Here is a 13,889-nt window from a genome sequence, read left to right as displayed (position 1 = left end):
CACCGCGCTGCCCCGACCCCCTCAGGGCGCCCCCAGGTGCTTCAGGGCGAACTCCAGCTCCAGGCGGACTTGCTTGATGCGTTCCTCCACCACGAGCGAGCCGTGCCCGGCGTCGTACCGGTACACCTCGTGGACCGCGCCGCGGGCCGCGAGGCGGTCGACGTAGTTCTCCACCTGGCGGATGGGGCAGCGCGGATCGTTGACGCCCGCGGAGATGTAGACCGGGGCGCGCACCGCGTCGACGTACGTCAGCGGGGACGAGGCCGCGTACCGCTCGGGAACCTCCTCCGGGGTGCCGCCCAGCAACGTGCGGTCCATCGCCTTCAGCGCCTCCATCTCGTCCTGGTACGCCGTGACGTAGTCCGCGACCGGCACCGCTGCCAGGCCCAGCGCCCACGAGTCGGGCTGGGTGCCGAGGCCGAGCAGCGTCAGATACCCGCCCCACGACCCACCGGCCAGGACCAGGCGTCGCGGGTCCGCGAGCCCGGACTCCACGGCCCAGTCCCGCACGGCCGCGATGTCCTCCAGCTCGATCAGGCCGACCCGGTGCTTCAGCGCGTCCGTCCAGGCGCGGCCGTACCCGGTGGAGCCCCGGTAGTTGACCCGGACGACGGCGAAGCCGTGGTCCACCCAGGCCGCCGGACCGGAGGCGAAGGCGTCGCTGTCGTGCCAGGTCGGGCCGCCGTGGATCTCGAAGACCGTGGGGAAGGGGCCGTCACCGGCGGCGGGCGTCTGTACGAGGGCGTGGATGCGGCCGCCGGGCCCCTCCACCCACGAGTCCCGCACGGGCACCGACGGCGGGGCCTTCGCACCGGGCGGGTCCAGGACCACCGCGCCGCTCGTCGAACGCACCGCGGGCGGCTGGGCGGCCGAGGACCAGAGGTACTCCACGGTGCCGTCCGGCCGGGCCGTGGCGCCCGAGACCGTACCTGCGGGGGTCTCGACGCGCACGGGCTCCGCCGCCCCCGGCTCGTACCGCCACAACTCGCTGCGCGCCTCGAAGCTGTGCTCGATGAGCAACGCCGAGCCGTCCGGATACCACTCGGCCCCCACATCGCCCGGCAGGTCGACGGGCAGCGCGGTCTCCGTGCCCGTGACCGGGTCCCAGATCATCGGCTCCCAGCGGCCCCGGCGCTGATGTCCGACGAGCAACCGGCTGTCACCGGCCACCGGAGCGAACCCCAGCACCGACAGCCCCAGCTCCTTCGTGCCGCCCTCGGTGTCGTCCAGCTCCGCCACCGTGGAGCCGTCCCGCCGCACCACGCGCAGCGCCGAGTGCATCGCGTCGCCGTGCTCGGTGTGCTCCAGCGCGATCAGCGTCCCGTCGTAGGAGAGGTCCCCGACCCCGGCGGACTCCCGGTGGCGGTAGATCTCCACCGGCGCGTCGCCCGGCTGACGCACCAGGTGGATCGTCGTGCCGTCCTCGTCGGTCGAGCGGCCGATCACCGCCGAACCGTCCCGGCCGAGGGCGAGGCCCGCCGGATACGAGGGCGCGAGCCCCGGCACGGCCGGCTCGTCCTCCCCGCCGCCGAACGGCTGGCGCATCCACACGCCGTACTCGTCGCCGTCGGTGTCGCTGAACCACCAGATGGTTTCGCCGTCCGGCGTCAGGACGCCGTCGGTCGTCCCGTTCGGCCGGTCGGTGACCTGGCGCTGCTCCCCGGTCGCCCGGTCCCACGCGTACAGCTCATAGGTCCCGGTGGCGTTGGAGACGAACAACGAGCGGTCGGGCGCTTCCTCGGCCCAATCGGGCAGGGACACCCTGGGCGCGCGGAACCGCTGCTCCCACTCCGGCATGGTCGAGACGTTCGGTGATTCGCTCATGCCCCCATGTAACCCGATCGGCCATCCCACCGGGGACCCTGTGGATAACCTGCCCAGCGACCCCCTCCGGCCTGTGGATATTCCCTCGCGTCTCTCCCGGCGCGCGGGTAGCTTTTCCGCCCATGTACTCCCCGACACCGGACGACTGGCAGGCGGCCAACCGCGCACGCTGGGACGAGCGCGTCCCGATCCACGCGGCGAGCGACTTCTACGACCTGGAGGCGTTCCGAGCCGGCAAGGACGCGCTGCGCGCCTTCGAGCTGGCGGAGGTCGGCGACGTCACGGGGAAGACCCTGCTGCACCTCCAGTGCCACATCGGTCTGGACACCCTCTCCTGGGCGCGCCACGGCGCCACGCAGGTCGTGGGCCTCGACTTCTCCGAGCCCGCCGTCGAGACCGCCCGCGGCCTGGCCGAAGCGATGGGGCTCGGTCCGGACCGGGCGGCGTTCGTCACCGCCGACGTGTACGACGCCCAGGCCGCCGTCCCGGATTCCGCGTACGACATCGTCTACACCGGCATCGGTGCGCTGAACTGGCTGCCCGACCTCGGGCGTTGGGCGGAGACCGCCGCATCGCTGGTCGCTCCGGGCGGATTCCTCTACCTCGCGGAGTTCCATCCGCTGACCGACTCGTTGGACGACTCGACCGGCTCGATGGTCAGTCACGACTACTTCAGCCGCGACCCCTGGGTGGCGGAGACGCCGGGCACGTACGCGGACTTCGACGCGCCGACGGTGCACAACCGCAGTGTCGAATGGCAGCACCCGGTGGGCGAGGTGGTGACGGCCCTCGCGAGCGCCGGGCTGCGGATCGAGTTCCTGCACGAGCACGACGCCTCGCTCTTCCCCCGGTTCGGCGTCCTGGAGCGGCACGCGGACGGCCACTACCGCTTCCCGTCCGACCGCCCGCGCATCCCGCTGATGTACTCGATCAAGGCGTCGCGCCCTACGGGCCGACGGGCATAACTGCTGGTCAGTGCCCGGTCCTTCGGACGGTCGGGCCGATTGTCAGTGGTGGCCCCCACACTGGCTCCCATGACCGAGATGACTGGCGGAGCGATGGGTGTGACAGCGGGCGGGGCCGGGGGCCGGCCCGGCGGCGGGGGCCTCGGCACGGCCGCTCTGCGCGCGGTGGTCGAGACGTACTGGACGGCGGCCGACGCCCGTGACTGGAGCGCGTTCGCCGCCACCCTCGCCGGCGATGTGGTGTACGACCTGCCGCAGACGAGGGAGCGGATACGCGGCAAGCAGCGGTATCTCCGCTTCAACCAGGAGTATCCGGGAGCGTGGCGCGCGCGGATCGAGCGGATCGTCGTCGACGCGGAAGCCCGGCAGGCCGCCGCCCGCACCGAGGTGACCGTGGCGGGCGAGGCGCCGGAGGAGATGGACGCCATCCACTTCTTCACGTTCGACGAGCAGGGCCTGATCTGCGGCGTGACGGATTTCTGGCCGGAGACGTACGAGCCCCCGGCCGACCGCGAGCACCTGGTGGAGCGCTACTGAGACCGGCCGGGCACCCGTAGAGCGGGGTGAGCGCGGGAGGGATGGACGCCCGCGGCACGGTGACGGCGGCCCATCGGACGCCCGATGAACCGCCGTAGGTCTGAACGCTGTTCCGCCCGTACCGCCGGCGGACGGGGCAGCGGCTCTGCGTCCTAGACCTCCGAGCGAAGGGCGGGCAGGTAGCCGCCCGACTGCCCTTCCGCCTTGGGGTGGTACGAGTGCTCGATCGGCAGGGTCACGCTGTGGAGCCAGGCGTTCCCGGAGCACAGCTCATGGCCGGTGAAGTCGTCCACCACGCTGGAGAAGGTGAATCCGGCACCGGCGGCCCGCTTGGCGAGGACGTCGTTCAGCACGCCCGACGCGTTGTTGACGGCGGTCCGCTCGGTCTCGCTGAGCCCGGCGGCGCAGTTTCCCGACAACTGGTAGAGACGGGGGTATCCGAGCACCACCACCCGCGCCTTCGGAGCGCGGTCGCGGATGGCGTCGTAGAGCGAATCGAGGCGCGCGGGCAGGGAAGTCCTCATCCGTCCGACCGCGGCGTCGATGCTCTCGATACAGACGGTCTCGCTCGACAGCACGCAGTCCCGCATGACGTCCGCGAACCCGATGTCGTTGCCACCGACCGTGATGCTGACCAGCGACGTCGACGCGCTGAGCACCCGCAGTTGGCCATCGGCGACGGACGAGGTGGTCGCTCCGGAGCAGGCGACGAAGGCGAACGAGGAGGGGGAGTGGGCGGCCGCCCACAGATACGGGTAGGCGTTGGTGCTGCGTCGGCAGTCGCCGCTGTCGGGGAGGTAGTCCCCGGCGCCGAGACCCGAGGAGTAGGAGTCGCCGAGGGCGACGTAACCACCTGCGGTGGCTGCGTTGTTCGCACCCGCCGCGGAAGCCGGACCGACGACGCCGAGAGCGGTCACGGCTGTGAGGGCCAGAGTGGATACGGACGCCCAGAACCTTCGTACTGACATGGCTGCCAGCCCTTCGCGGTGTGGGGGGACGGGAGAGGCACCAGCTTTGTAGCAGCTCGCGGAACCCACCCGTAATGACCGCGACATAAGTCTTCTGATATCGCCGCGTGCCTGTTCGACCAGCCGCTGCGCACAGAGGAGTCGCCGGCAACCACCAGACAGGCGCGGCGAATCAGGCGCATCGCCGAATCTGCGCGACGGCGCTTCGGGCACGCCCGTGCGGTGCGGCGGAGGCCGCGACAGGCGACAGGTTCAGCCGGTCGGCCCAAGGCCCGTACCTGCCACCGAACGTGCGCACGAAGGGTCGTTCGAGGGAGGCGGCCAAGGGCTGGCAACGTACCCGACCATCCGGAGGGGGTGAGCCTAGGATGTGGACTGCCTCGGCCGTCAGGGACCTGCTTGGCCGCCTGTTCCGGACGGCCGAGCGCTCTGCGCGCGTTGTCCTCACGGCGTACGCGTCCGCTCCGCGGAGAAATCAGCTCGCGGGAGAGATGCCCCGGTTCGATACGATGACGGCGGCCCGCAGGCGTGACCGTCACCGCACGTCACGCGACGGGGCGACCGGAGTGGTCGCCGCCTGCCGCCCCCTCCCGACCTGGCCCGCCGCGGCATCGCCGCCGGCGCCGTACGTAGGAAATGGAGCATCCGAGGATGGCTCGACACCTGGTGACCAGCGCGCTTCCCTACATCAACGGGATCAAGCACCTGGGGAACATGGTCGGGTCGATGCTTCCGGCCGACGTGTACTCCCGTTACCTCCGCCAGCGCGGCCACGACGTCCTGTACATCTGCGCGACCGACGAGCACGGCACCCCCGCCGAGCTGGCGGCCAAGGCGGCCGGGCTCTCCGTCAGCGAGTTCTGTGCGCAGGCGCACGACGCGCAGAAGGCGGTGTACGAAGGCTTCCGGTTGGCCTTCGACCACTTCGGCCGCAGCTCCTCCCCGCAGAACGCCGAGATCACGCAGCACTTCGCGCGCAAGCTGTGGGAGAACGGCTTCATCGAGGAGCGGGCGATCCGCCAGGTGTACTCCCCGGTCGACGGCCGCTTCCTCCCGGACCGGTACGTGGAGGGGACCTGCCCGCACTGCGGCTACGACAAGGCGCGCGGCGACCAGTGCGAGAACTGCACCCGCGTCCTGGACCCGACCGACCTGCTGAACCCCCGCTCGGCGATCAGCGGCTCCATCGAGCTGGAGGTCCGCGAGACCAAGCACCTCTTCCTGCTCCAGTCGAAGCTCCAGCACGAGGTCGAGGCCTGGGTGGCCCAGCACGAGGAGCAGTGGCCGCAGTTGTCGTCCTCCATCGCCCGCAAGTGGCTGACGGAGGGGCTGCACGACCGGTCGATCACCCGCGACCTGGACTGGGGGGTTCCGGTCCCGGCCGACACCTGGCCGGGACTGGCGGCCGAGGGCAAGGTCTTCTACGTCTGGTTCGACGCTCCGATCGAGTACATCGCGGCGACGAAGGAATGGGCGGACGCCGCCCCGGACGGCGAGACGCGCGAGTGGAAGCCGTGGTGGTACGAGGCCGACGACACCGTGCGCTACACCCAGTTCATGGCCAAGGACAACGTCCCGTTCCACACGGTGATGTTCCCGGCCACGGAGCTCGGTGTCCGCGAGCCGTGGAAGAAGGTCGACGTCGTCAAGGGCTTCAACTGGCTCACGTACTACGGCGGCAAGTTCTCCACCTCCCAGCAGCGGGGCATCTTCACCGACGCCGCGCTGGAGACGCTGCCGGCCGACTACTGGCGCTACTTCCTCATCGCCAACGCCCCCGAGTCCGACGACTCCTCCTTCACCTGGGAGCACTTCGCCGCCACGGTCAACAAGGACCTGGCCGACACCCTCGGCAACTTCGTCAACCGCGTGCTGTCGTTCTCCCGCAAGCGCTTCGGAGACGAGGTCCCCGCGGGCGCCGTGGCCGGCGCGGCGGAGGCGACGCTCGGCGAGGAGATCGCGCGCCTGCTCGCGGAGTACGAGGAGCACATGGAGGCCCTCCAGTACCGCAAGGCGGCGGCCGCGCTGCGGGCCCTGTGGTCGGCGGGCAACTCCTACCTGGAGGAGAAGGCCCCCTGGCTGGAGATCAAGACCGACCCGGAGGCCGCCGCGCTCACCCTGCGTACGGCGATGAACCTCATCCACCTGTACGCGATCGTCTCCGAACCGCTGATCCCGGCCTCGGCCGCCGCCATGCGCGGAGCCTTCGCCCTGGCCGACGACACCGCGACCTGGGTGACCGCAGACCAGGCCACGTCCTTGGACACCGTCCCGGCCGGCACCCCGTTCACGGTTCCGCCGGTGCTGTTCGCGAAGATCACGGAGGAGGACCTGGAGTCCTACCGCGAACGTTTCGGCGGCGCGGACGCCTGAGCCGGGGGCGGTGCGGCCTCCTCATCGGGTGCTCAGCCGCCGAGGTACCCCCGAAGGTCTTCCTCCCGAAGGCGCTGGTCCGCGTCGGCGACGCCTCCTGCGAAGCGCACGCCTTCACGGACCAGGACGTCCGCGGCGCTCTCCACGCGATCCTGGTCGTGCCACTGGAAGCCGGGGCTGACCTTCCCGGCGGCCGTGAGGACGCGCCAGGGGCCGGGGCACTGACCGCACGTGGCGAGATGCCGGCCGACCGGGACCGCGTGACTGTCGATCGCCGCGGCCAGGTCGCCGTAGGTGGTCCAGCGCCCGGAGGGTATGCGGCTCAGCAGGGTGTGGAACGCGGACCAGTCCTTGCGTGCGCCGCTGAGCTGCCGTGCCAGAGCGGCGAGGTCGGTCCCCGCCAACGTGGCCCACGCCTCGGAGTCGACGCCGGCGGGGACGTGCGCGGTGTCCACGTCCCACCACGTCGTCCCCTGGATGCCGTCGACGGACCGGCCCGTCACGCTCGTGAAGATGTGATGGGCCAGCCCGGTGGGGGAATAGGCGGCCCCGTCCGCGCCCCAGACCAGTGGCTGGGCGGTGTCGTTGGTCCAGGTGGCGGTCGCCCGACCGGGGTCCTCCGCCACCCAGGCGCGGATGCCGTCGCGGACGGCCTCCGTCACGCCGTGGCGCGGCGTCATCCGCAACCTGGCCCCATCGGGCAGCAGTCCCGCACCGACGAGCACGTGGACGGCGTTGCGCGAACGGGTGCGCTCCTGCAACTTCTTGGCCACCGCCTCACCCTCCATCCGGGCCGGGGTGAGCGTGAACTCCTCGACCTCCGGGGTCGGATACACCTTGGTGAAGCCGGCGACGAGGTGCCCTTCCACCCGCCACAGACCGACCTGCACCAGATCGATGTCCAGCCCCATCTCCGACAGCCAGACCACGGAGTGGGTGACCTGCTTGGGGAAGTCGGCGGCGATGATCACCTGCCGGGGCCGCTGGAGCAGTTCCGGACTCCACTCCCCTTCCACGTGGTCGAGCAGGCGCTGCCGGCACACGTCGGCGTCGAGGGGCTGCCCCCGGTGAGCCAGGAAGCGGCGGTGCGCGTCGGCGAGGGTGTCCAGGTCGAACCGGGACACCAGGGCGGCATACGTGATCGCCTGAAGGTGCACGTCCCGATCGGCGGCGCCCCGCTTCAACTCGACCACGACGAGCCGCCCGGTCGCGTCCAGCCCGAGCACGTCCAGCCGGTCACGGGCCGGCACCCCGTCCGTGTCGGCCCACCGGTCGTACTCCGCGGTGACCACGAGCACGGACTCCCCGAGCACCTGCGGATGGGCGATCACCCACTCCTGGAGATGCTGCCGCTCCAACAGGCTCTCCGCGGCCAGCTCGGTGCGCGCTATCGGGATGGCCGTCCGGCCCTCGACGGTGAAGAGATGATCCACGCTGCCCCCTTCGAACGCCCGGCGCGACGCGTCGGACGCCCAGAGCGTACGGGGGCGGGCGGGCCCGCGGATGCCGTCCCGGCGAATCGCCGAAACACCCCGCCGAGCCCGACACCGCAAAGGCCCACACAACACTCAGGGGACCGACTCACAATTCGCATCATGCCCCTGACCTGGTGCTTTAGCTATCGGGGTGGCGGGATTTGAGGCCGCGACCCCTTCGCTCCGAATCAGGGAGGCTGTGAAACCAGTCCAGGACCCGCGACCCTCTGACCTGCGCTGTAGCACCGCATAAGCCCAGTTCAGAGGCGCGAGTTCAAGGCCCGTGCCCCCCCAGTCGTGCATCTGCGATACCTCTCCGGCACCCCTCAGTCCTGGAGACTCATACCCAGTTCACACCCAGAATCGGCAGAAGTGCCGCAGAGGTATGCCCAGGTTGGAGAGGGTGCAACGCCGGATCTGCCCCGACACCCGGGTGTTGCCTCCAGAAGTGGGTGTCGCACCCAGGCGAGCGCCGACTCAGGCCGAGTCGACGGCTGGCCGGGACCCCCTGGTGCCGGAACCGAGGCATGGCCGGACCCGGTGGGGCCCGGCGGGCGGCGGTCTCAGTTCGCCGGGGCGGACACGGCGGCGTGCAGCTCCCGGACGCCAACGGCACGAGGGTGCCGCTGCGCCAACTCGGTCACGATGCTGCGGATCGCGGGGCGGTCTCTCACCTCGCCGGGGCTCGCACGGTGGGCGTCGAGCAAGGCGCGGGCGGTCTGCTCAGGGCGGTCCCACGCCCACCAGGCACGTGCCATGTCCGTGCCCAGGCGTGCCTTCCGCTCAGCCGTGGGGAAGTACTCGGGCCGAAGGTTCCGCCCCGCCTCCAGGGCGGCGCCGGCGTCGCCGAGGGCCCAGTGGACGCCGACGGCGTAGAGGTCCACGGCGGCCGGGCTGATGGGGAAGAGACGCCCGGCAGGTGCCTGGAGCGGCAGGCGGCGTGCGGCCCGCCGTGCCTCCTCGGCCATGGCCAGGGCCTCCGTGCGCCGGCCTCCCCGGGCGGCGGTGTAGGCCAGGGTGCACAGCATCTGCGCGTAGGCCGACGAGGCCGCGTCCGTCCGCAGCCCTGTCACCTCCACCCGGGCCGCGGCCGATTCCATGAGAGTCTGGGCTTCCTCGCCCCGGTCCTGGTGGCGCAGCACGATCGCGAGCTCGCGAGAGGCAGCAGCGGCGGCGAGCGGGGACCCGGACACCTCGGCCCAGGTGCGCGCGCGGTCGGCGGTGAGGCGGGCCTGCTCGTACGAGCCGAGCTTGATCAGCAGGGCGGCGCTCAGGCCGTAGACGGAGGACAGCCGTGCCTGGTCCAGCTCGCGGCGCGAGGAGGCAGCGGCGTGCCCGTCGGCCAGGAGGCCCGGCAGCAGTCCGAGGAGCTGTGTGTGGGCCCCCTTGTCGTAGAGGTCGCGGGCGGAGGCCACACGGGCGTCCAGGGCACCCCGGCCCGTCGGCGGCGGGGTGTCGGCCAAGGCCCGGTCCATGCCGAGCAGCATGGCGGCCGGGACGGTCGCCGTGGCGGCGAGCAACGAGCGGCGGCGCATCGGGTCCTCCTCGGCGTGCGGACTGGCCGACACTCTAGTGCTGGCCAGTCCGGAAGAAGCGGGGGGGGGCCAGAGAACTCACCAGGACGTGTCGAGGAACGCCCACCGTGGAGGCGGCCCGGTGAACGAGCGTCAGGTCGGTGACACGAGTCCGGCGTTCCATCCGCGAGACCGTCGCCGCCGAACACCCCAGGTGCTCGCCGAGTTCGGCGAGCGTCCATCCTCGGTGCTCACGGCCCAACCGTACGAGTCCGCCCGGTTGTCGCCGGGCGACTAGCTCCCTGACCTTCGCGCTGTCCCAGAGCGGGTCACCGGGCACTGGTCCCTCCCCCCTGCTGCACGACCGGGGGCCAACACGGTACGGGCGTGGGACGGCGCCCGTCGAGACCGTTTGCGCGACGTGCAAACGCCTTGCAAGGAAACCTGGTTGATCGCCGAGCGGGTGCCGGATGCGGTGTTCTCGTTACATCGCCCCGCACCTCGTGGGGCACCATCCAAGGGAGGCACCATGGCAACCACAGCCGACAGCGCCGTCGCCACCGATCCGGTGACCGGACCGGCCCGCTCCCCCCGGGACATCGTGCCGGCGGACCTCTGGGAGAAGCAGGTCGGCCTACTGATGCGGGACTACCCGTACGACTCCGTCATGGCCACCCGCGTCCTCGGCCAGGGCTACGCCTACCTGCTCACCGCCATGTCCCTCCGGGGCCAGGGCCTGGGACTCGCCCCGAGCAAGCTGGTCGACATCGGCGCCCACACGATCATCCTGGACACCGTCGCCTACGCCGAGCTGTGCGACAAGTACAACGGCGGACACTTCCTGCACCACGTGCCCAAGGTCGAGATGAAGAACGACGGGTCGGTCATCAAGACCGCCCACCTCGTCGCCCGCGCCGGTTGGGAGGTGGACCCCCCGTTGTGGGAGGGCGCCGCCGACTGCGGCCCCTGCCACCCGGGCAACGACTCGCACTGACCCCCACGTGACGCCCTCGGCGGTCCGGGCCCACGGCTCGGGCCGCCGAGGCACGCCCGGGCGACTTTCGTCCGAACCGGCAGCAGCCCCCCGCACGATGCCGCCAGGATGACCCAGGTGACGACCACGACCACAGACCTATGGCACCACTACGGTCGGGCCCGCGCCGCGCAGGATCACGCCGTCCCCGACTCCTTCCGCTGGGCTTGGGGCCAGGAGGACGGGCCGGGCCCGGAAGTCCTCGGCGACCTCACCGGCAAGACCGTGGCCGACCTCGGCGCCGGCGCCGCCCGCCACGCCGCGCACCTGGCCGTGCACCACGCCCCGAGCCGGATCGATGCCGTGGACGCGTCCCCGGCCCAGCACAGCATGGCCACCGCCCTGTACGCCGACCTCGCCCCGCGCCTGCACTTCGTCCACGCGGACGTCGTCGCCCACCTCCGTGCGAACGCGGGCGCCTACGACGTGCTTTACAGCCACTTCGGGGCGGTGGACTTCACCGATCCCCGTGAGTTGCTTTCGGCCGCCGCTGACGCGCTCCGCCCCGGTGGGCGCCTGGTCTTCTCCACCCTCGCCCACTACCTGTCCGGCAAGCCCGCGCAGCCGGACGTCACGGCCGTCGAGGTGCCGGCGAAGACCCCGGAGGGCGAGAGCGCCACCATGCACCGGTGGGTGCTGCAGGCACACGTGTGGACCAAGGTCCTGGACCAGGCCGGGTTCACCGACATCCGCGTCGAGGCGCTGTCCGCCGGCGACGGCCCCCGGCCCGCCGCGACCCTCCTCGTCACGGCCGAGCGTCCCGCCACCTGAGACCGGGCCGGGGAATGCCACTGCCCCGGGCCGCGTCTCCTGGGCTCCGGGGCCGCGGTGCGTTCGCGCTGAGGGTCAGCTAAGGCGTGCCGGCTGCCTCAAGGACCGGCTGACCCGTCGCGGCTCCGCCACGGCCACCCCACGCTCCTCTTGGAGGAGCGTGGGCTGCCCGAAGGTTCTCGCGGACGAGCGCCTGGGTCACGAGGACGGATCGGTCAGCGCCCGGTACACCCACGTGACGGACACCATGCGCGCGCTCCTCATGGACCAGCTCACCGAGGTCTGGCACGAGTCCCTGGATGACAGGCTGCTCCTCACCCCGCGCTCCCCGGCCCCGATCCTCGACCGGCTGTTGCGGCAGCGCGCCGCCGAATGGTGACACCCTGTTTCAAGATCACACCCAGATGACACCCAGATACAACGCAGCCAGGGCCGGTCTCCCTGAGGGGAAACCGGCCCTGACCTGTTGCTTAGCTGTCGGGGTGGCGGGATTTGAACCCACGACCTCTTCGTCCCGAACGAAGCGCGCTGCCAAGCTGCGCTACACCCCGATGCCCACCGGACTCCCGGCGACATCGATTACTTTAGCCCACCGGCGGCCGGAGGCGAAATCCGGTTTCTTCGGCGGTGGAGCCGGCCCGCCACGTCCGGTCGGAGGTGGTCTGCGGCGGTGAGGAGGGCGCCCAGGGCCGCGAAGAGAAGGCCGAGGGCGAGAGCCTGGGTGAGGACTCCGGCGTAGCCGTACGTGTCGACGTCGAGGAACGGGTATGGGTAGCGGGCCGGGGCGCCGGGGGAGAGCAGGGCTCCGCGGGTCAGGGCGTAGGCGGAGTAGGCCAGAGGGGCGAGCAGCCAGAGCGGGACGTGGGCAGGCCGCAGGGTTCTGGGGGTGGTCAGCAGGAACCAGTCGACCGCCACGGCCAGGGGCGTCGCCGTGTGGAGCAGGAGGCTCGCGGCGGGGGGCGGGCCGGGGGCCGCGTAGTTGGCCAGGACCAGGTGGTACATCAGCCCGGAGGTCGCGGCGAGCAGGAGCACCCCGCCGGACAGCCGCGGCGGCAGCGGTGGGGCGCCTCGCCACGCGCGTACGGCCGACCAGGCGAAGGCCCCCGCGACCAGCGCGTTCGCCAGGACCGTGAAGTGGCTCAGCGCCCTCGGCGGCTCCCCGACCACCAGAGCGGCGAGCGGGCCCGCGAGCGCGGCCCCGCACACCAGGGCGCGCAGGGCCGCCGTCCAGGGGTGGGCCGTCCTGACCTGGGCCGGGAGCGCCTCCGCCGCCCGAGGGCCGGGGAGGAGGGGCGTGCCGGGGGCGGTCATGGTTCGTACCGTATGCGGAGGGGGAGGGCCCCGCGATTCGTCGTCCTCCGCCGTCCGGGACGGCGTACGCCGTCCCGAGGGCTCGCCCCTCGACCGGCCCGGAGCCGCAGACGCGCGCCCCGGTCTCCGCCGTCAGGCCGTCGGGGCCAGCGTCAGCAGGGTGGCCTCGGGGGGGCAGGCGAAGCGGACCGGGGTGTAGCGGTTGGTGCCGCAGCCCGCGGAGACGTGGAGGTAGGCGCGCCGGTCGCCGACCGTGTGGCTGGTCAGGCCCTTCACCCGGTCGGTGTCCAGGTCGCAGTTGGTGACCAGGGCCCCGTAGAACGGGATGCACAACTGGCCGCCGTGCGTGTGGCCCGCCAGGATCAGGGGATAGCCGTCGGCGGTGAAGGCGTCCAGGGAACGCAGGTACGGGGCGTGGACCACGCCGATGGAGAGGTCCGCTCCGCTCTCCGGGCCGCCCTCGACCTCGGCGTAACGGTCCCGCTTGATGTGCGGGTCGTCCAGCCCGGTGAACGCCAGCTCCAGGCCGTCGAGCTTGAGCCGGCCCCGGCAGTTCGACAGGTTGAGCCAGCCGGCCTCGTCGAAGGCGTCGCGCATCGGCTCCCACGGGTTGTGGACGACGCCGACCGCGGGGGCGTTGCCGTTGAGGCCGTGCTTGCCCTGGACCTTCTCCAGGAGGTAGCGGGCCGGGTTGCGCAGCTTGGGGCCGTAGTAGTCGTTCGAGCCGAAGACGTACACACCGGGGAACTCCATCAGCGGGCCCAGTGCGTCGAGCAGCTCGGGCACGGCTTCCGGGTCCGAGAGGTTGTCGCCGGTGTTCACCACGAAGTCCGGGCGCAGCCCGGCGAGCGACTGGAGCCAGGCGCGCTTCTTGCGCTGACCGCTCACCATGTGGATGTCGGAGACCTGGAGCACGCGCAACGGGCGGGCCCCACGCGGGAGTACGGGGACGGTGACGCGGCGCAGCCGGAACGAGCGGGCCTCGAATCCGGCGGCGTAGGCCAGACCGGCCGCGCCGACCGCGGCACCGACTGCCGTGACTTTCAGGGGTACTCCGTAGCGTGCGCGCATGTGTCCATCGTCGCAGACACGGCGGGGCGACCGGAAAACCGGCGGGC

General features: G+C 71.8%; 13 protein-coding genes and 1 tRNA gene. 6 read left to right on the top strand and 8 right to left on the bottom strand.

Annotated elements, in window-relative coordinates; all coding sequences use genetic code 11:
* Positions 1-21 precede the first annotated feature (21 nt).
* Positions 22-1,797 carry a S9 family peptidase gene (locus tag ACZ6EJ_RS03705; protein WP_469264504.1) on the bottom strand — a complete coding sequence of 592 codons (1,776 nt, stop codon included), beginning with the start codon at positions 1,795-1,797 and terminating at the stop codon, positions 22-24.
* Between the two features lie 149 nt (positions 1,798-1,946).
* On the opposite strand from ACZ6EJ_RS03705, the gene ACZ6EJ_RS03700 reads away from it, so the two are divergent.
* A complete protein-coding gene (locus ACZ6EJ_RS03700; protein WP_469264306.1) occupies positions 1,947-2,789 on the top strand; it encodes a class I SAM-dependent methyltransferase in 843 nt (280 codons plus the stop codon).
* Between the two features lie 93 nt (positions 2,790-2,882).
* Positions 2,883-3,326 carry a nuclear transport factor 2 family protein gene (locus ACZ6EJ_RS03695; RefSeq protein ID WP_469264502.1) on the top strand — a complete coding sequence of 148 codons (444 nt, stop codon included), beginning with the start codon at positions 2,883-2,885 and terminating at the stop codon, positions 3,324-3,326.
* Between the two features lie 152 nt (positions 3,327-3,478).
* On the opposite strand, the gene ACZ6EJ_RS03690 is transcribed toward ACZ6EJ_RS03695, so the two are convergent.
* Entirely contained in the window at positions 3,479-4,294 is an 816-nt protein-coding gene (locus ACZ6EJ_RS03690; protein ID WP_469264305.1) for an SGNH/GDSL hydrolase family protein, read from the bottom strand.
* Between the two features lie 651 nt (positions 4,295-4,945).
* Here ACZ6EJ_RS03690 and metG point away from each other — a divergent pair.
* Positions 4,946-6,667 (top strand): methionine--tRNA ligase, encoded by a 1,722-nt coding sequence (metG, locus tag ACZ6EJ_RS03685; protein ID WP_469264303.1) that lies wholly within the window; start codon positions 4,946-4,948, stop codon positions 6,665-6,667.
* 32 nt (positions 6,668-6,699) lie between these two features.
* Here metG and ACZ6EJ_RS03680 read toward each other — a convergent pair whose 3' ends face one another.
* From ACZ6EJ_RS03680 to ACZ6EJ_RS03670, 3 genes are all read right to left on the bottom strand, one after another.
* Positions 6,700-8,100, bottom strand: a complete 1,401-nt coding sequence (locus ACZ6EJ_RS03680; protein WP_469264301.1) for a DNA-binding protein — start codon at positions 8,098-8,100, stop codon at positions 6,700-6,702.
* Between the two features lie 605 nt (positions 8,101-8,705).
* Entirely contained in the window at positions 8,706-9,677 is a 972-nt protein-coding gene (locus ACZ6EJ_RS03675; RefSeq protein WP_469264299.1) for a transcriptional regulator, read from the bottom strand.
* Between the two features lie 34 nt (positions 9,678-9,711).
* Positions 9,712-9,996: a helix-turn-helix domain-containing protein gene (locus tag ACZ6EJ_RS03670; protein WP_469264298.1), complete on the bottom strand. Its 285-nt coding sequence runs from the start codon at positions 9,994-9,996 to the stop codon at positions 9,712-9,714.
* 189 nt (positions 9,997-10,185) lie between these two features.
* Here ACZ6EJ_RS03670 and ACZ6EJ_RS03665 point away from each other — a divergent pair, with 189 nt between their 5' ends.
* From ACZ6EJ_RS03665 to ACZ6EJ_RS03655, 3 genes are all read left to right on the top strand, one after another.
* On the top strand, positions 10,186-10,650 hold the full coding sequence (locus ACZ6EJ_RS03665) for a glycine-rich domain-containing protein (protein WP_469264297.1): 465 nt from the start codon (positions 10,186-10,188) through the stop codon (positions 10,648-10,650).
* Between the two features lie 108 nt (positions 10,651-10,758).
* Positions 10,759-11,460: a class I SAM-dependent methyltransferase gene (locus ACZ6EJ_RS03660; protein WP_469264296.1), complete on the top strand. Its 702-nt coding sequence runs from the start codon at positions 10,759-10,761 to the stop codon at positions 11,458-11,460.
* Positions 11,461-11,620: 160 nt separating this feature from the next.
* Positions 11,621-11,839, top strand: coding sequence for a hypothetical protein (locus tag ACZ6EJ_RS03655; RefSeq protein ID WP_469264294.1), 219 nt, complete (start codon positions 11,621-11,623; stop codon positions 11,837-11,839).
* 98 nt (positions 11,840-11,937) lie between these two features.
* On the opposite strand, the gene ACZ6EJ_RS03650 is transcribed toward ACZ6EJ_RS03655, so the two are convergent.
* From ACZ6EJ_RS03650 to ACZ6EJ_RS03640, 3 genes are all read right to left on the bottom strand, one after another.
* A tRNA-Pro gene (locus ACZ6EJ_RS03650) sits at positions 11,938-12,011 on the bottom strand.
* 28 nt (positions 12,012-12,039) lie between these two features.
* Positions 12,040-12,771 carry a Pr6Pr family membrane protein gene (locus ACZ6EJ_RS03645; protein WP_469264293.1) on the bottom strand — a complete coding sequence of 244 codons (732 nt, stop codon included), beginning with the start codon at positions 12,769-12,771 and terminating at the stop codon, positions 12,040-12,042.
* 132 nt (positions 12,772-12,903) lie between these two features.
* On the bottom strand, positions 12,904-13,842 hold the full coding sequence (locus ACZ6EJ_RS03640; protein ID WP_469264292.1) for a metallophosphoesterase: 939 nt from the start codon (positions 13,840-13,842) through the stop codon (positions 12,904-12,906).
* Positions 13,843-13,889: the final 47 nt, after the last annotated feature.

This window comes from Streptomyces sp. NPDC041970, from assembly GCF_055588985.1.
Note: the sequence above shows the minus strand (reverse complement) of the source record. Positions and strands in the feature narration are given on the sequence as shown.

Coding starts and splice junctions, on each gene's coding strand:
- ACZ6EJ_RS03705 (WP_469264504.1), bottom strand. CDS start 1,797: ATGCCGGAGTGGGAGCAGCGGTTCCGCGCGCCCAGGGTGTCCCTGCCC.
- ACZ6EJ_RS03700 (WP_469264306.1), top strand. CDS start 1,947: ATGTACTCCCCGACACCGGACGACTGGCAGGCGGCCAACCGCGCACGC.
- ACZ6EJ_RS03695 (WP_469264502.1), top strand. CDS start 2,883: ATGGGTGTGACAGCGGGCGGGGCCGGGGGCCGGCCCGGCGGCGGGGGC.
- ACZ6EJ_RS03690 (WP_469264305.1), bottom strand. CDS start 4,294: ATGTCAGTACGAAGGTTCTGGGCGTCCGTATCCACTCTGGCCCTCACA.
- metG (WP_469264303.1), top strand. CDS start 4,946: ATGGCTCGACACCTGGTGACCAGCGCGCTTCCCTACATCAACGGGATC.
- ACZ6EJ_RS03675 (WP_469264299.1), bottom strand. CDS start 9,677: ATGCGCCGCCGCTCGTTGCTCGCCGCCACGGCGACCGTCCCGGCCGCC.
- ACZ6EJ_RS03665 (WP_469264297.1), top strand. CDS start 10,186: ATGGCAACCACAGCCGACAGCGCCGTCGCCACCGATCCGGTGACCGGA.
- ACZ6EJ_RS03660 (WP_469264296.1), top strand. CDS start 10,759: ATGACCCAGGTGACGACCACGACCACAGACCTATGGCACCACTACGGT.
- ACZ6EJ_RS03645 (WP_469264293.1), bottom strand. CDS start 12,771: ATGACCGCCCCCGGCACGCCCCTCCTCCCCGGCCCTCGGGCGGCGGAG.
- ACZ6EJ_RS03640 (WP_469264292.1), bottom strand. CDS start 13,842: ATGCGCGCACGCTACGGAGTACCCCTGAAAGTCACGGCAGTCGGTGCC.